This window comes from Pseudomonas sp. FW305-96, assembly GCF_058783825.1.
The window spans coordinates 217,472-233,821 of record NZ_JBYSYW010000005.1 but is presented as its reverse complement, the minus strand read 5'-3'; the positions used below and the strand labels follow the sequence as shown (position 1 = coordinate 233,821).

The following is a 16,350-nucleotide window of genomic DNA, read 5'->3' as shown; positions in this document are numbered from 1 at the left end:
GGCCTGTTCGGCCTGCACGGTGACGGTTTGCAGCTGGGTATCTTCAGCGTGGGCTGGCGGCAGGCTGCCGGCCAGAATGGCCAGCGCCAGAGCGCTGGGCTGGAATTTGGGGTGCAGCAAGGTAACGCGGGGCATTGGCTGGGCCTCGTTCAATAGTAAGAATGTGGGAGAAACGAGGGCGCAGCCGCGCCTGCGGTTGGTTTGTTTTTTGTGTTGCCTGTCCCGGCCCTATCGCCGGCAAGCCAGCTCCCACAGGGACTGCATGGGCTTGAAGGCTGGCGCTATTCCTGTGGGAGCTGGCTTGCCGGCGATAGGGCCAGGACAGGCGGTAGAGGGCCTGCAGGTCAACTTCTGAGCCACAGGCTCTCGAACCGCCAGGTGCTGAACAGCGACTGCTCGGCCTGCGCGCCACCCACGCGGGTGCTGACGCCATCGAGCAGGTCGGCAAAGCCCCAGATCAGCATGCCGCCGCGCTCGTACTGGATACGTTGCGCCCGGTGCACCAGCGCCTTGCGTTGCGCAAGGTCCGGCTGGGCCATGGCGCCAAGGAAGGCCTCGCTGAATTCGCGGTCGTGAAAGTGGGTCTTGTTGGCCACTGCGAACGGCGCATCGGTGTGGATGGCGCTGGCCAGGAACGGCGCACCGATGCTGCCGCCGGTACTCAAGGTCCAGTCGTCGCGCTGCGGTCCCTGGAAGGTGGCCAGGTCGACCTGGCGTACGTTGAGTGTCACGCCGACGCGCCGGGCCTGTTCCGCTAGCACCAGGGCCGAAGCCAACCCTAGCCCTGGGGTAGTTACCAACTCCACCTGCAACTGCGCATGTCCGGCTTCACGCAGCAACTGCGCCGCCCGCTGCGGGTCATGCGGACGCGGGCCAATGCTGTGGTCGAAGGTTGGGTCGAACGGTGCATACAGGTCGTTGGCCACCCGGCCCTGGCCATTCAGCGCACGGCGTACCAGCTCCTCACGGTCGGCCAGCAGGCGGAACGCCTCGCGCACACGCGGATCGTCGAACGGCGCCTTGGCGGTGTTCATGTCGAACGACAGCCAGTTGCCGCTCACCGATTTCAGCAACCGTAACCGTGGATCGGCCTGCAGCACCTGCAGGTGTTCGGTGGACATGACGTTGGCCATGTCGATCTGCCCCGCACGCAGCGCCGCCAGGCGGCCGGTCTGGTCCTTGAAGTCGATGATTTCCAGTTCATCGGCATACGGTTTGCCAGGCTTGTAGTAATTGTCGAAGCGGGTGAACAGCGAGCGCTGGCCTGGGGTGAAGCTTTTCAGTTTGTACGGCCCGGCGCCGACCGGGTTGGTCACCGGGTGGTAGTCCACCGGCACGATGCCGCCGAAGTTGACCCAGGTTTCCGGCAGTGGCAGATAGCTGCGCCCCTCGCGAAAGCCCAGGCGCACGGTACGCTCATCCAGCTTGACCAGGTTGTCGCGGTCCACCCAGTGCAGCAGCGCCGCATAGGGCGAGGCCAGCTGCGGGTCGGTGAGGCGGCGGATGGAGAAGATCAAATCGTCGGCGTCGATGGTCTTGCCGTGGTGGAACTCCAGCCCCGGCTTCAGGCGCAAGGTCCAGCTGCTGGCGTTGGCATTGGGCTCGGCGAACTCGGCCAAGGCCAGGCGCGGCTGCATCTGCTCGTCCCACTCCCACAGCTTGCTGTACAAGGCAAAGCCACGCACGATGCCGCTGCCGACAGGCTTGTGGGCGTCGAGGTTGCCGCTCTGGCTGCCGTCGATGATACCCAGGCGCAGGCGCCCGCCATGGCGTGGCTCGTCGGCCACGCCAGGGTTCGGGCTGTCGGCGGGGCCGCAGCCGGCCAGCAGCCCGCCGGCCAGTGCGCCGGCGTGGCCAAGAAAGCTGCGCCGGCTCAGTGGGTAACCGTCCCTGGCCATGGCGTCAGGCTCCGTTGCTGGCGTGCAGTGGCACGGGTTCGGCTACCGGGCGGGCAAGGGCTGCACGCTGCTCACGAAAGTGCGGCAGGATGTGCTCACCGATACGGTAGGCTTCTTCCAGGTGCGGATAGCCGGCAAGGAAGAACAGATCGACACCGATGCCGTGGTACTCGCGGATACGCGCCACCACGTTGGCGTAGCTGCCCACCAGCGCGCAGCCCGGCGGGATGCCGATGTAGCCGAAGCCAGTCCACACGTTGGGGTGGATGAAGAAGTCGTCGAAGGCCTGTTGCTCGTCCTTGTCGTTGTAGTCATGCTCGTAGCTCAGCTTGCGCGCCGTGCGCAGGCCGGCGTGAGCGGCGCGCGCCTTGACCGTGCCCTTGGCCACGCCTTCGTCGAAGAACCGCTTGGCCTCGGCCAGTGCTGCGTCTTCGGTTTCGCGGGCGATCACATCGATGGACAGACCGAAGCGAATATCGGTGCGGCCCCACTTCAACGCGCGGGCTCGGATATCTGCGATCAGCGCGGCGATCTCGTCCGGGTGTTCAGCGCGCATCAGGTAGAAGTCGGCGTGCTTGGCGGCGAACTCCCGTGCTGCCACCGACGAGCCGGCCGTGCAGATCAGCGGCAGCTCGGCCTTTTTCAGCGGCCCGCGCAGGCCACCGCCTTCGGCGCGGTAGTAGGTGCCTTGGTAATGGAACTGCTCGTGGTGCCAGTAACCGCGCACCACGTCCATGAACTCGGTGGCGCGGGCATAGCGCTGGTCATGGTCTTCGAAGTCGCCGACCTGGCGCTGGATGGCATCCGAGCCGCCGTTGATGATGTTCCACACCAGGCGGTTGCCGGTGGCGCGCTGGTAGGTCGCGGCCTGCTGCACGGCCACCCAGGGGGTGTAGTGATAGGGTTGGAACGCGGTGACGAACTTCAGCGTGCGGGTTTCCCGGGCCAGTAGCGAGCACACCGTCCACGGCTCTTCGCCAGTGGGGGCATTGACCATCAGCGCGCCGCCAAAGCCGTTTATTTCTGCGGCACGGGCGATCTGGCCGAGGTAGTCGATATAGGTGAAGTGGTCACCCACGGCAAACCCCGACACCGCACCGGTGCTGGGCCCGCCCGCATGCCAGTCGCCGCGGTTGCGCGGGTCGCCGGGGAGAAACTGGGTTTCGCCATGTAGGGGCAGGCGGGTAAAGAATTCGATGCTCATGGGCTGGCCTCCTTACTGGACGCTTGGGCTGCAATTGGGGGCGACCGGCTGGTCGCTAATGACCTGGCGAGCGAACGGGATGGAGTCCTTGAGCGACGCATTCACCGTTTCGCTATGGCCCAGGCCCTTGTAGAGGTGGCCCTGCACCACCGAGCCGGCTTTGCAGGCATCCTGCATCAGCGCGACCTGAGTGGTGGCAGCGGGGGTCTTGTCCTCGGCGCCGGTGCCAATGAAGATCGGCTGGGCAAGCTTCAGGGTCGGGTACGACACCTGCGCCAGCCATGGCTTGAGCTGGTCGCCCTTGTAGTCTTTCTTGGCGTTGGCCGGGGTAAGGCCGGTACCGACCACGTCGCTGACCAATGCTGACAGGCAACTGGTGCGCGCTTGCTCGAACAGCGGCATGGCCTTGTCGGTGTAGAAGTCGCGCGGGTCGATGCTCGGGTCATACTGCTGTGCGGCGAGCAGGGTATAGAAGCCGTAGGCCAGGGCCGGGTCGACCTTGTCCTGGTCCTGTTCGCCCACATTCTTCGCGCCCACGGTGTAGATCACACCCGTGCCGATACTGCCCTTGACGCCCAGCTTGGGCGCGTAAGTCGCCGCATAGGCCCCGGCGGCAAAGGCCCCGGCCCCCCCTTGCGACTGGCCAATGATCAACACCTTGTCGGCGAGCCCCGGCACGCCTGCGACCACGGCCTTGGCCGCATCGAGAATGCCGTAGGCGGCCATGCGGTTGTTCAGCAGTGGGTGGCCGCCCGGCACACCGAGGCCCTGATAGTCAGTGGCGACAATGGCATAGCCTTCATCGAGCCAGCGATTGAGGTATTGCACGTCGCGGTAGCTGCGGCCTGCCCAGGACGGCGCGCAGATATCCGCCACGCCGACGGTGCCATGGCCCCAGCTGGCGACCGGCCAGCCGCCCGCTGGTGCCTTGCCTTTGGGGATGAACAGCGCACCGGAAACCACGATTGGGGTCTTGCCGTCGATACCATCGAGCGAGGTGTAAAGGAGGCGTTGCGCGCTGGCGGCATTGGGCAGACTGAGCGCCTGCTCCAGCGGTTCGCTGCGCAGCAGCTTGCCGGGGGTAGCGGGGATGGCCTTGGTCCAGGTGTAGAAGGCCGACACACGACCATCGCCCTGTTGCGGGTCTGGCTTGGGGGCGTAGGTTTCGGCTGCCATGGCGCCGATGGACAGGGCCAGGGCGCTGAGACCGAAGATGAGCGAAGCAGGCAGTTTCATGGGGAATTCTCTCAAGGTTGTTGGCTGATCTGGGTGTCGAGGGATGGCCAGTAGTGGGTCAGTTGCAGGTCGATCAACGCCTGGCGGGTAAAGCCCGTGGCCAGGTCGCTGGTAATGTCGTAGGGGGTGCGGATCAGCCGGTTGGCCAAGGCGTACTGGCCAAGGGCGTCGTAGTGGGCCTTGAGCTGGGCATCGCTTTTCGGTGCCCAGCGCGCCTTCCAGGCCACCGGGTCGTCCTGGTCGTCACGGCGCAGCACGCTTTCGCTGACGCCGGCGCGCGAAGACAGCGCGTAGTAGGCGTCGCGGTTGTGCTCCTGGGAGATCCACCAGGCCGCGCGCACCCAGGCGGTGGCAACCAATTGCGTCAGGTCGGCGTGCTGCTGCACGAAGCGGTCAGTGCCCCAGAGGTCGGAGACCAGCCGCCAGTCGTTGGCGCCTTGTTTGGTCGACCAGAGGATGCGCGCCACGCCTTTGTCTTCCAGGGCGTAGGCTTCGTTGAGCAGCACGGCGGCATCCACTTTACCGGCAGACACCGCAGCGGCACCGACCTGCGGGTTGAGGTTGGCGATCTTGAAGTCGCTCAGTTGCAGGCCCTGGCTCTGCAGGAAATTGCTGAAGGCGAATTCCCATGGCCGGCCGCGGTGCAGCGCCAGGCGTTTGCCCTTGAGGTCCTGGATGCTGCGTGCCGTGGAATTGCTCGGCACCACCAGGTAGATGTTGTTGCCGCTGCCGCCCGGCACCACCAGCTTGCCCGGCACTTGGCCGGCACCGGCGATGACCGAGGGCAGGTCGCCGCGCACGGCAAAGTCCAGGCTGTCGTTGCTGAAACCTTCGTTGATCTGCGGCCCGGCGCCGGCATGGGGCAGGGCGGTCCATTGCAATTTCACGCCGCGGGCGGCCAGTTGCTGTTCCAGCCAGCCTTCTTCGATCACCCGCCCAGGGATGCCACCGAACACTGGCGCGCCGCCCTGGGTGAAGGCGACGATGGCGATGCGCACCGCCGCCGGTGGCTCGGCTGCCAGCGCAGCCAGGCTGAGGAACAGGCCGCCCAGCAGGGCGAGGGCGTGACGCCAGGGATTGTTCATGTGCAGCTCCAGGCAAAGGTTCTACAGGCCAGGAGCGAAATGCATGCCAGCATGCTGTGAGGTGGCTACAGCCCTTTATTTACAGGGCCTCCAGCCAAAGGGAAGTGGGCGTGAAGGGCAGGGACTGCTGATCGGCGGGCAGGGCAGTGCTGGCGGATTGCTGCTGTAGCAGCAGTCGATTGTTGAAAAATCGAATATTTCCAATTCGAATATTCAAATGCTAATTAATAATTTTTTGATCTAATTTGTTTCATGCACTATGGGCCTGCGCGTCAACTGCCAGGAATGCCCCCATGTCGCTGATCACCCACCCAAATGCCCGCGAGCTGACCAAGTCGGTACGCGCCACTGTGCTCGTGTTCAAGGACCCGCGCTCCCAGGAGCTGCTCAGCCGCATCGAGCGCCTGGCGCCCAGCGAGGCCAATACCCTGATCATCGGCGAAACCGGCACCGGCAAGGAGCTCGTCGCCCGTCATATCCACCACCTTAGCCGCCGTGGGCGTGAGCCATTCGTGGCGGTGAACTGCGGCGCCTTTGCCGAAACCCTGGTGGAGAGCGAGTTGTTCGGCCACGAGAAAGGCGCTTTTACGGGCGCTACCAGCAACAAGGCCGGCTGGTTCGAGGCGGCCAATGGCGGCACGCTGTTCCTCGACGAAATCGGCGACCTGCCGTTGAACATGCAGGTGAAGTTGTTGCGCGTGCTGCAGGAGCGTGAGGTGGTGCGCCTGGGCTCACGTACGCCGATACCGATCAACGTGCGGCTGGTGGCGGCAACCAACGTCAACCTGGCTGACGCGGTGGTGGCAGGGCATTTTCGAGAGGATTTGTTCTACCGCCTGCACGTCGCAACGATACGCCTGCCGCCCTTGCGTGAGCGGCCAGGAGACATCCTGCCGCTGGCGGAATTCTTCATCGAAGAACATTGCCGACGGCTGGGTTACGAACGGGCATCCCTGAGCCCGGATGCCGAGCGCAAGTTGCTGGCGCATAGCTGGCCGGGCAACATCCGCGAGCTGGAAAATGCCATTCACCATGCGTTGCTGGTGTGCCGGTATCAGGTGGTGGCACCGGCGGACCTGCACTTGGTCGATATCCGGCCACAGGTGGCGGCGCCTGTTGCACAGGCTTACTTGCCGGCAGCCAGCGCGGCACCGCCGGAATTGGAAAGCGCTTTGCTGGCGCTATTCGAGCAGAACGTCCCGAACTTGTATGAGCATATCGAGGAGACTGTGTTCAGGGCGGCGTATCGGTATTGCCACGGCAATCAGCTGCAGACCGGGCGCTTGCTGAGCATCAGCCGCAATATCGTGCGGGCGCGGCTGGAGAAGATTGGCGAGCTGTCTAAGGCATGATGGTTGGACAGGTCTTTGTTATGTCCAAATGGTAGATGTATCTAGAGGCCATATTTTGCTTGGTGGAACTTGATCAGAGACTATCGGGGTCGCCAAAAAACATCTGTATCCGCGACCTCAACCACCGCTCCGCCGGATCATTATCCTGCGCCCCGCGCCAGGCCATGTGCAGTTCGAAGCTACGCACCTCCAGCGGCAGGTCCTCGGCCCGCAGGCCGCCCGCTGCCGTGAGGGCATCGGCGGTGTAATCCGGCACCGTGGCAACGATATCGGTCCCCGCCAGCAAGCTCCCCAAACCGTTGAACTGCGGCACGGCCAGCACCACGTGACGCTTGCGGCCGATCTCCTCCAGCGCCTCGTCGATGAACCCGGACAGGTCGCCGGCGAACGACACCAGCGCGTGGGGCCGGGCGCAGAAGTCGTCCAGGGTGATGTTGCCGGGCATGCTGTCGGCGCGCAGCAGCTTGGGCATGCTGCGGCGCAGTACCTTGCGCTTGGCGTTGGCCGGCAGGTCGCTGGTGTAGCTCACACCCACCGAGATTTCGCCGGAGGCCAGCAGGGTGGGCATCAGCAGGTAGTTGACCCGGCGCACCACCAGCACGATGCCGGGCGCTTCGGCGCGGATGCGCTTGAGCAACTGGGGCAGCAGGGCGAACTCGGCATCGTCCGACAGGCCGATGCGGAACACTGCGTTGCTGGTGGCCGGGTCGAACTCGGCGGCGCGGCTGACGGCGGTGGAGATCGAGTCCAGCGCCGGCGACAGCAGGGCGAAGATTTCGTGGGCGCGCGCCGACGGCTCCATGCTGCGTCCGGTGCGCACGAACAGTGGGTCGTCGAACAGGTTGCGCAGGCGCGACAGCGCGGCGCTGATCGCCGGCTGGCCGAGGAACAGTTTCTCGGCGGCGCGGGTCACGCTGCGTTCGTGCATCAGCGTCTCGAACACGATCAGCAGGTTGAGGTCTACGCGACGCAAGTCGTTACGATTCATTCGATGCGGCTCGCCTGAAGTGGGGCAGGGGTGAATCTTAAGGCCAAAGGCTGGTACCCTGCACCGATTTCCGGGTGCCAATGCACAGATTTGTCAGGGGCCCAATCAATGACAGGCATGTCGACTATTAACAGCCACTGATGGTCCAACCGTGAAAGCCCGGATAAAGTCCGTGGTAATACGAGATTCACAAAGGCGAGGTATGCGATGTCCCGCATGATCCGTTTCCACAAGTTCGGCCAGGCCGATGTGCTCCGTTGCGAGGAGCAGGCCGAACCGTCCCCGGCCACCGGCGAGGTGCAGATCCGCGTCGAGGCGATCGGCATCAGCTGGTACGACGTGCTCTGGCGGCAGAACCTGGCGCCGTCCCAGGCGCGGCTGCCGGCGGGTATCGGCCATGAGATGGCCGGCGTGGTCACCGCGGTCGGCGAGGGCGTGGACGATATCGCGGTGGGCGACCGGGTCGCCAGCTTCCCGGCCACCAGCCCCAACGACCACCCGGTCTACGGTGACGTGATCGTGCTGCCGCGCAGCGCCATCACCCGTTATCCGGACGTGCTGACCCCGATCGAGGCCAGCGTGCACTACACCCCGCTGCTGATCGCCTACTTCGCCTATGTCGACCTGGCCCGGGCCAAGGCCGGGCAGACCGCGCTGGTCACCGACGCCAGCCACTGCGCCGGGCCGGCCTTCGTGCAGTTGGGCAAGGCCCTGGGGTTGAAGGTGTTCGCCGCCACCAAGGAACCCGAGCAGCGTGAATACCTGCTGGGCCTGGGCGCGGACAAGGTGATCGTCACCGAGGAGCAGGACCTGCTGATGCAGATCGGCAAGTACACCGATGGCCGTGGCGTGGACATGGTCCTCGACGGCATGGGCGGCCCGCAGATGTCGCTGCTCGGCGATGTCCTGGCACCGCGCGGCAACCTGGTGCTGTATGGCCTGCAAGGCGGCAACCAGACGCCGTTCCCGGCCTGCGCGGCGTTCCAGAAGAACATCCAGTTCCATGTGCACTGCATCGGCAACTTCACCGGAAAGCCGGAGCTGGGCATCGCCCAGGACCAGGTGGCGTTGCAACGGGCCTTGCGCGACATCAACCAGTTCACCGCCGACCAGCTGCTGACACCGCAGATCATCAAGGTGTACCCGTTCGAGCAGGTGGTCGAGGCGCACCGGCATATGGACGCCTGCCCTTGCGGTGGACGGGTGGTGCTGGACATGGGCGGGCAGGGCTGACGCTGCCGACGCCAGCGCCGGGCAAGCGCGCTTCTACCGCCGTGGCATGACGCCCGCCCTGTAGGGGCGGGCCTTGGTTCGCGGCCTCACTGCCAAACATTGCTAATTTTCTTACCCGGTTTTGGGACGTTTCCTTCAAGCCCGGTCAGCTATTCATCTGCCAGAATCGGACTTCAATTCGAAGCCGTCAGGGAGATGGAGCGATAGCATGACCGAGACCCACGACCAAGCCATGCACTATATCTACCAGCAGGTCCTGCAGCGCCTGCTGGAGCACATGAGCCAGGCCCAGCGCGCCTCGGTGCAGTTGCTGATCCAGCGCCTGCTGGTCATCGCCGGTGGCCAGGATTGCATCGGCAACCTGCGGGTACTGGCCCTGCACGGCGTGGACCGGCGCAGCGCGCATTTGCTGGCCTGCCTGCGCGCCGCGCAACTGAGTATCGCCATTCGCCACGCCGCCACCTTCCGCCTGCGGGTCCTGGCGGCGCGCCTGCCCACCCTCGACGACACCGCCCTGGCCCTTCACGACCGTTGCTTCAGTGCACTGTTCCTGCACGATGATCCACGGGTGGAGCTGTTGCGCGCCGATGGCGGGCAGCTTGGCCCATTTGGTGCCCGACAGGCCTGTTCGGCCGAACAATTGGCCGCCGCGGGTAACGCCTGGCTGCTGTTCGGGCACCTCGCCGGCGGGCAGCCCGGGGCTTTGCTCGGCGCCAGGGGGTATCTGGATGTGGGGGCCAGCCTTGGGCAGGTGCTGGGTGGGCAAGACGGCGAGCAGCTCCTGGTCAGCGCCGCGCCGCTCGCCCAGCGCCACCGCCTGCTGGCCTGGGGGCGGCGTTGCCTGCGCCATAGCGGGGAGGTCGCGCACACCGTGACACCCCACAGCGTCCTGGCCGCCGGTGTCGAACAGCTGCACCAGATGCTGTCCGACCCTTGGCAGTCGCCGACAGCGCCCATGCACGATCAGCCCTGGGGCGATACCCACCTGATGACGGTGGAGGATCTGCTGCGCCATCCCGATGACGGCGGGCACCTTGACCGCATGCTCGGGCGGGAGGAGGCGCAGGCCTGGCATGCCCAGGGGCCGGCAGGGTTGTTCGACCCTTTGCCGCTGGCCCACCTGCATGGCCTCAAGGCGCAGTACCTCGAGCAGCGTACCTACCGCGAGGGCGCGCAGGCGTTCTACCAGCGTTTGCGCCAGCCGGCGGTGGCCTGGCCGCAGGGGCGGGCCTTGCGCGACGAGGCCCAGGCGCGGCTGCTTGCGGCCTATGGCGTCAATGAAGCGCAACTGGTCTGCCAGTTGTTCACCCCCTTCGACGCGCAGGGGCACAACCTCGAAGCCTTCGTGCTGCGCTGCCATCCCGGTATGCGCGTGGCGTTGCCATACCTGCACCGTGCCCTGCAGGGCCAGCCTTGTCCGGAGCCTGTCAGCCAGTGGCTGGTGGATACCAGCGGCCTGCAGCTCGCGCAGTTGCGGGCGCTGTACGCCGGCACGCTCGGCAGCCAGGCGCGGCGCCTGTATCAGTTGCTGGGGCGGCGCGACCTGTGGCTGCGGCCGCTGCCGGCCGGTTCGTGGTGCAGCGCGTGACCGTTGATCCAGCGCACTTGCCCCAGTAGGCGGTCTGTATGTATAACCAGTGCTTGTTCCCCCGCGCCCGGCTTGCACCGTGATCGCCCATTCTGTCGATGATCCCTTGTACTACCTGTATAACTTCCGTCAGGTCCTGAGCTGGGTCGGGCAACGCTACGCCGACCTGCTGGACCGCGATGAGCACCGTTTCATCCAGGTGTTCGGCGAGTTGCCTGTGTCAGCGCAGGCGCTGCTGGTACGGATGGTCATGCGCAAGGGCGAGTGGTTTCGCAAGGACAAGCTCGACTACGCCGAGATCGGCGATGCCGACGCGGCCCTGGTGCCGCTGTTGGCTTTGGGCTGGGTAACAGCCGACGCACCGTTGGCCGTCGAGCAATTGTGGGCTTTGCTGCGCAAGGATGAGCTGGCCGGGCTTTTCACCGGGAAAATTCCCCGGCCTCGGGCCAGCAAGGCCGAATTGCTGGAACAGTTGCAGGCACTCGAGCTGGCGCCCAGGCCCCTGGCACAGTGGTGTCCCGATTTCCCGACGCTGATCCTGCACTGGAGCCGGCAGCCATTATGCGACCGGCTGCGGCTGTTGTTCTTTGGCAACCTGTACCAGAGCTGGTCCGATTTCGTGCTGGCCGACCTGGGCGTGTTCCGTTACGAACAGGTGGCGTTCAGCGCCGACTCGCGGGCCTTGCGCCAGCGTAGCGAGGTCGACCTGGCCATGGCCCTGCACCAGTGCGCCGAGCGCCTCGAACAGGGCGCCGCGCCCGCCGAACTGCTCGCGGCACTCGCGGGTCTTGACCACAGCAACCCCTGGTTGGTCCGTCGTCGGGCGCGGCTGCTGTTCAGCATCGGCCAGCAATGCGAGCGTGCTGGCGACTGGGACCTGGCGTTGCAGGTCTATGCCGACTGCGCCCACCCCGAGGCGCGCATCCGCCAGGTCCGGGTATACGAGCGCAGCGAGCAGTGGCAGCCGGCACTCGCATTGGCCCAGGCCATGGCCCAGGCGCCTGCCAACGCGTTGGAATGCCAGGCGCTGGAGCGCATGCTGCCACGGTTGGCGCGCAAGCTCGGCGGCCCGCCACAACCGCGTCGGCGCACGAGCGCGGTCACGCTCATCGAGCTGGAACTGCCGGTCGCGATGGCGGCACTGGGCGTGGAAGAGGCGGTGCGTCAGCACCTGGAACAGCAGGGCGGGGCTGCCCACTATGTCGAGAACACCTTGTTCAACAGCCTGTTCGGCCTGCTGTGCTGGGAGGCGATCTTCGCACCAGTACCAGGCGCTTTCTTCAATCCATTCCAGGCTGGGCCGCAAGATCTGCACGACAGCGATTTCCAGCAGCGTCGCGGCGCACTGTTCGACACCTGTCTGGGGCGCCTGGACGATGGCAGCTACCGTCAGGCCATCCGCGACTGCCATGCGGCCAAGCAAGGCCTGCAGTCGCCGTTCGTGTTCTGGCAGATGCTCGATGAGCCACTGCTCGAACAGGCACTCGAGCACCTGCCGACCGAGCATTTGAAAGCCTGCTTCCTGCGTTTGCTGCAGGACATCCGCGCCAACCGCGCCGGCATGCCCGACCTTATCCAGTTCTGGCCGGGGCAGGGCGGCTATCGCATGGTCGAGGTCAAGGGGCCGGGCGACCGCCTGCAGGACAACCAGCTGCGCTGGCTCGAGTTCTGCCACGCCCACGGGTTGCCGGTGGCGGTCTGCCATGTGCGCTGGCAGGCTACGCCGGCATGAGCTACACCGTGGCCGTGCGCGCCCTGTGCGAATTCAGCGCCAAGGTCGGCGATCTCGACCTGCGTTTCACGCCGTCGCCCAGTGCCCAGGAAGGTATCGCCGGGCACCGCCGGGTGGTGGCCAAGCGCGGCGCCAGCTATGAGTCGGAGGTGGCGCTGGAGGGCGAATACCAAGGCCTGAGGGTGCGCGGCCGGGCCGATGGCTACGACCCGGCACGCAACCGGCTGGAAGAGATCAAGACCCATCGCGGCGACCTCGCCCGCCAGCCCGACAATCACCGCCAACTGCACTGGGCCCAGGCCAAGGTCTACGCCTGGCTGCTGTGCCAGGCGCGGCAGTTGCCGGCGATCGACGTGGCGCTGGTGTACCTGGACGTCGACAGCGACGGCCAGACCGTGATCAGCGAGCATTGCGGCGCCGACGACCTCAGGCGTTTTTTCGAGGCTCAGTGCCAGCGCTTCCTGGCCTGGGCGCAGGCGCAGGAACGACGCCTGGCCGAACGCGACCGGGGTCTGCTGGCCCTGACCTTTCCTTACCCTGCGTTGCGTCAAGGCCAGCGGCAACTGGCCGAGACCCTGTACAAGGCGGTGAGCACCGGCCGTTGCTTGATGGCCCAGGCCAGCACCGGCATCGGCAAGACCCTCGGTACCCTGTTTCCGCTGCTCAAGGCCGTGGTGCCGCAGCAGTTGGACAAGCTCTACTTCCTCACGGCCAAGACCCCGGGCCGGGCCCTGGCCCTCGATGCGCTGCGCCAGATTACACAGGCGTCGCCGCAGCCGGCCCTGCGCAGCCTGGAGCTGATCGCCCGCGACAAGGCCTGCGAGTATCCACAAAGCGCCTGCCATGGCGAGTCCTGCCCCTTGGCGCGGGGCTTCTACGACCGCCTGCCCGCCGCCCGTGAAGCAGCCGCGCAGGTGCCGCTGCTCGACCGCGCCAGCCTGCGCGAGGTGGCCCTGGCGCACCAGGTCTGCCCCTATTACCTGGGGCAGGAGATGGCGCGCTGGGTCGACCTGCTGGTGGCCGACTACAACTACTACTTCGACGCCCATGCATTGCTGTTCGGCCTGGCCCAGGCCAACCAGTGGCGCACGGCGGTGCTGGTGGACGAGGCGCACAACCTGGTCGAGCGCGGGCGGCAGATGTACAGCGCCAGCCTCGACCAGGGCCAGTTGCTGGCACTGCGCCAGGCCAAGCCGGCCGGGCTGGGCAGCGCCCTGGACCGGCTGAATCGGCAATGGAACGCGTTGTACAAGGCGCAGGTCGCGCCCTACGAGGCGAGCGAACAGCTGCCCGACGCCTTCCTGCGCGCCCTGCAGCAGTGCATCGGGCTGATCCAGGAGCGCATGAACCAGGCGCCTGCCGAGGTCGAGCCCAAGGTGCTGGAGTTCTACTTCCAGGCCTTGCAGTTCAGCCGTATCGCCGAGCTGTTCGATGAGCACTTCCTGTTCGATATCAGTCCGCGCAACGGCCCCCGTGGACGGCGCCTGGCCACGTTGTGCCTGCGCAACGTGGTGCCTGCCCGGCTGCTGGGCCCCCGCATGAGCGCGGCGCGCAGCGTCACGCTGTTTTCCGCGACCCTGAATCCCCGGCACTTCTACACCGACCTGCTGGGCATGCCGGCCGACACTGCCTGGCTGGAAGTCGCCGCGCCGTTTCGCGCCGAGCAGTTGCAGGTGCGCATCGTCAGCGAGGTGTCTACCCGCTACCAGCAGCGCCATGCCTCACTGGCGCCGATCGTCGAGCTGATCGCCGCTCAGTTTGCCGGCCAGCCGGGCAACTACCTGGCCTTCTTCAGCAGCTTCGAGTACCTCGAACAGGTGGCGCGACTGCTGGCCGAACGCTACCCGGCGCTGCCCATCTGGCGCCAGTCTCCCGGCATGGACGAGGCCAGCCGCGAGGCCTTCCTGGCGCGTTTCGTGGAGCACGGGCAGGGGGTGGGTTTCGCCGTGCTCGGTGGCGCCTTCGGCGAGGGTGTCGACCTGCCGGGCAGCCGCTTGATTGGCGCTTTCGTCGCCACCCTCGGCCTGCCCCAGGTCAACCCGGTCAACGAACAGTTCAAGCAGCGCCTGGGCCGCCAGTTCGGCGCCGGTTTCGACTATGCGTATCTCTATCCTGGGGTGCGCAAGGTGATCCAGGCCGCAGGCCGGGTGATCCGCGGCGACCACGACCGGGGTGTGCTGGTGCTGATCGACGAGCGCTTTGCCGAACCACGGGTGCGGCAGATGTTCCCCGGCTGGTGGCAACTGGCGTGAACGCCGCCATCGCCTGGCGCTGAAACTCCCAGTACACTGCGCGTTCCAACACCAACATCCGTTGATTTCGAGGTTCCGCATGACGCTCAGTCCTTTGGCAGGCAAGCCGGCTCCGGCCAGCGTGCTGGTCGATATCCCCCGCCTGTTGACCGCTTACTACACCGGCCGTCCCGACGCCGCGGTGGCGGCCCAGCGCGTGGCCTTCGGCACCTCGGGCCACCGCGGCACTTCGTTCGAACTGAGCTTCAACGAATACCATGTGCTGGCGATCACCCAGGCCATCTGCCTGTATCGCCAGGCGCAAGGCATCGACGGCCCGTTGTTCATCGGTGCCGATACCCACGCGTTGTCCGCCCCGGCCGCCGCCAGCGCCCTGGAGGTGCTGGCCGCCAACGGCGTGCAGGTGATGTTGAGCAAGGACGACGAGTACACGCCGACCCCGGCAGTGTCCCATGCCATCCTTTGTTACAACCGTGGCCGCCAGCAGGGCCTGGCCGACGGCATCGTCATCACCCCGTCGCACAACCCGCCGCAGAGCGGCGGCTTCAAGTACAACCCGCCCAACGGCGGCCCGGCCGACAGCGATGTGACCAAGTGGATCGAGGCCAAGGCCAACGAGCTGCTGGCGGCGAACCTGGCCGGCGTCAAGCGCATGGACTACCAGCAGGCGCTGGTGGCGCCGACCACCCAGCGCCACGACTACGTGAGCAGCTATGTCGCCGACCTGGAAAACGTCATCGACTTCGACGTGATCCGCAGCGCCAACCTGCGCCTGGGCGTCGATCCATTGGGCGGTGCCGGCGTGCGCTACTGGTCGGCCATCGCCGAGCACTACCAGCTGAACCTGGAAGTGGTGAACACCGAGGTCGATCCGACCTTCCGCTTCATGACCGTCGACTGGGACGGGCAGATCCGCATGGACCCGTCCTCGCCTTACGCCATGCAAGGCCTGATCGGCCTGCGCGAGCGGTTCGACGTGGCCTTCGCCTGTGACCCGGACCACGACCGCCACGGCATCGTCACCGCCGATGGCCTGCTGCAGCCGAACAACTACCTGGCCGTGGCAATCGACTACCTGTACCGCAACCGCCCGCAATGGCGCAGCGATGCCGCCGTGGGCAAGACCGTGGTCTCCAGCGGCCTGATCGACCGCGTCACCGCAGGCCTGGGCCGTGAGCTTTACGAAGTGCCGGTGGGCTTCAAGTTCTTCGCCCAGGGCCTGTTCGACGGCTCGCTGGGCTTTGGTGGCGAAGAGAGCGCGGGCGCCTCGTTCCTGCGCAAGGACGGCTCTGTCTGGGCCACCGACAAGGACGGCCTGATTCCGGCGCTGCTGGCGGCCGAGATGACCGCCCGCACCGGGCGCAACCCGAGCCAGATCTACGCCGACCTGACCGCCAGGCTGGGCAAGCCGTACGCCACCCGTGTCGAGGCCAAGGCCGACGCTCGGCAGAAGGCGTTGCTGAGCAAGCTGGCGCCGGAGCAGGTCAAGTCCACCGAGCTTGCCGGCGAGCCGATCCAGCAGATCCTCAGCCATGCGCCGGGTAACAACCAGGCCATTGGCGGCCTGAAGGTGATGACCGAGAACGGCTGGTTCGCCGCGCGGCCGTCCGGTACCGAGGATATCTACAAGATCTACGCCGAAAGCTTCATCGACGAGGCGCACCTCAAGCGCCTGGTGGCCGAAGCCCAAGTGCTGGTGGACGCGGCGATCGCCTGATCGACGCTGATACGCATCGCGGGGCAAGCCTGCTGCCACTGTCTGCTTCGTTCAGGCGTGGTAGC

At 66.1% G+C, this 16,350-nt stretch carries 11 protein-coding genes; 6 read left to right on the top strand and 5 right to left on the bottom strand.

All coding sequences use genetic code 11. The annotated features are described in order from the left end of the window. Positions 1-344 precede the first annotated feature (344 nt). From AC3WL2_RS06175 to AC3WL2_RS06160, 4 genes are read right to left on the bottom strand one after another with little or no spacing between them, the layout of a single operon-like run. Entirely contained in the window at positions 345-1,898 is a 1,554-nt protein-coding gene (locus tag AC3WL2_RS06175) for an ABC transporter substrate-binding protein (RefSeq protein WP_102684958.1), read from the bottom strand. A gap of 4 nt (positions 1,899-1,902) precedes the next feature. Beyond that, positions 1,903-3,102, bottom strand: a complete 1,200-nt coding sequence (locus AC3WL2_RS06170; protein WP_102684957.1) for an LLM class flavin-dependent oxidoreductase — start codon at positions 3,100-3,102, stop codon at positions 1,903-1,905. A 12-nt stretch (positions 3,103-3,114) separates the two neighbouring features. Beyond that, positions 3,115-4,338, bottom strand: a complete 1,224-nt coding sequence (locus tag AC3WL2_RS06165; RefSeq protein WP_102684956.1) for a lipase family protein — start codon at positions 4,336-4,338, stop codon at positions 3,115-3,117. Between the two features lie 11 nt (positions 4,339-4,349). Beyond that, positions 4,350-5,423, bottom strand: coding sequence for an ABC transporter substrate-binding protein (locus AC3WL2_RS06160; RefSeq protein ID WP_102684955.1), 1,074 nt, complete (start codon positions 5,421-5,423; stop codon positions 4,350-4,352). A 293-nt stretch (positions 5,424-5,716) separates the two neighbouring features. On the opposite strand from AC3WL2_RS06160, the gene AC3WL2_RS06155 reads away from it, so the two are divergent. Beyond that, on the top strand, positions 5,717-6,775 hold the full coding sequence (locus AC3WL2_RS06155) for a sigma-54 interaction domain-containing protein (protein ID WP_102684954.1): 1,059 nt from the start codon (positions 5,717-5,719) through the stop codon (positions 6,773-6,775). A 73-nt stretch (positions 6,776-6,848) separates the two neighbouring features. On the opposite strand, the gene AC3WL2_RS06150 is transcribed toward AC3WL2_RS06155, so the two are convergent. Continuing rightward, positions 6,849-7,763 (bottom strand): LysR family transcriptional regulator, encoded by a 915-nt coding sequence (locus tag AC3WL2_RS06150; protein ID WP_046855927.1) that lies wholly within the window; start codon positions 7,761-7,763, stop codon positions 6,849-6,851. A gap of 207 nt (positions 7,764-7,970) precedes the next feature. Here AC3WL2_RS06150 and AC3WL2_RS06145 point away from each other — a divergent pair, with 207 nt between their 5' ends. The 5 genes from AC3WL2_RS06145 to pgm all read left to right on the top strand — a co-directional run bounded on the left by AC3WL2_RS06145 (position 7,971) and on the right by pgm (position 16,285). Further along, on the top strand, positions 7,971-8,996 hold the full coding sequence (locus tag AC3WL2_RS06145; protein ID WP_102684953.1) for a zinc-dependent alcohol dehydrogenase family protein: 1,026 nt from the start codon (positions 7,971-7,973) through the stop codon (positions 8,994-8,996). 208 nt (positions 8,997-9,204) lie between these two features. Then, a complete protein-coding gene (locus tag AC3WL2_RS06140) occupies positions 9,205-10,584 on the top strand; it encodes a hypothetical protein (protein ID WP_102684952.1) in 1,380 nt (459 codons plus the stop codon). 79 nt (positions 10,585-10,663) lie between these two features. Further along, a complete protein-coding gene (locus AC3WL2_RS06135; RefSeq protein WP_102684951.1) occupies positions 10,664-12,316 on the top strand; it encodes a VRR-NUC domain-containing protein in 1,653 nt (550 codons plus the stop codon). Continuing rightward, positions 12,313-14,568: an ATP-dependent DNA helicase gene (locus tag AC3WL2_RS06130; RefSeq protein ID WP_102684950.1), complete on the top strand. Its 2,256-nt coding sequence runs from the start codon at positions 12,313-12,315 to the stop codon at positions 14,566-14,568. Before AC3WL2_RS06135 ends, AC3WL2_RS06130 begins: the two co-directional genes overlap by 4 nt. A gap of 79 nt (positions 14,569-14,647) precedes the next feature. Continuing rightward, positions 14,648-16,285 carry a phosphoglucomutase (alpha-D-glucose-1,6-bisphosphate-dependent) gene (gene pgm / locus AC3WL2_RS06125; RefSeq protein ID WP_102684949.1) on the top strand — a complete coding sequence of 546 codons (1,638 nt, stop codon included), beginning with the start codon at positions 14,648-14,650 and terminating at the stop codon, positions 16,283-16,285. Positions 16,286-16,350 lie beyond the last annotated feature (65 nt).

What these genes read in the sequence shown, in the direction of transcription:
- AC3WL2_RS06140 (WP_102684952.1), top strand. Translation starts at nt 9,205, where the DNA reads ATGACCGAGACCCACGACCAAGCCATGCACTATATCTACCAGCAGGTC.
- AC3WL2_RS06165 (WP_102684956.1), bottom strand. Translation starts at nt 4,338, where the DNA reads ATGAAACTGCCTGCTTCGCTCATCTTCGGTCTCAGCGCCCTGGCCCTG.
- AC3WL2_RS06145 (WP_102684953.1), top strand. Translation starts at nt 7,971, where the DNA reads ATGTCCCGCATGATCCGTTTCCACAAGTTCGGCCAGGCCGATGTGCTC.
- AC3WL2_RS06150 (WP_046855927.1), bottom strand. Translation starts at nt 7,763, where the DNA reads ATGAATCGTAACGACTTGCGTCGCGTAGACCTCAACCTGCTGATCGTG.
- AC3WL2_RS06130 (WP_102684950.1), top strand. Translation starts at nt 12,313, where the DNA reads ATGAGCTACACCGTGGCCGTGCGCGCCCTGTGCGAATTCAGCGCCAAG.
- AC3WL2_RS06160 (WP_102684955.1), bottom strand. Translation starts at nt 5,423, where the DNA reads ATGAACAATCCCTGGCGTCACGCCCTCGCCCTGCTGGGCGGCCTGTTC.
- AC3WL2_RS06170 (WP_102684957.1), bottom strand. Translation starts at nt 3,102, where the DNA reads ATGAGCATCGAATTCTTTACCCGCCTGCCCCTACATGGCGAAACCCAG.
- pgm (WP_102684949.1), top strand. Translation starts at nt 14,648, where the DNA reads ATGACGCTCAGTCCTTTGGCAGGCAAGCCGGCTCCGGCCAGCGTGCTG.
- AC3WL2_RS06155 (WP_102684954.1), top strand. Translation starts at nt 5,717, where the DNA reads ATGTCGCTGATCACCCACCCAAATGCCCGCGAGCTGACCAAGTCGGTA.
- AC3WL2_RS06175 (WP_102684958.1), bottom strand. Translation starts at nt 1,898, where the DNA reads ATGGCCAGGGACGGTTACCCACTGAGCCGGCGCAGCTTTCTTGGCCAC.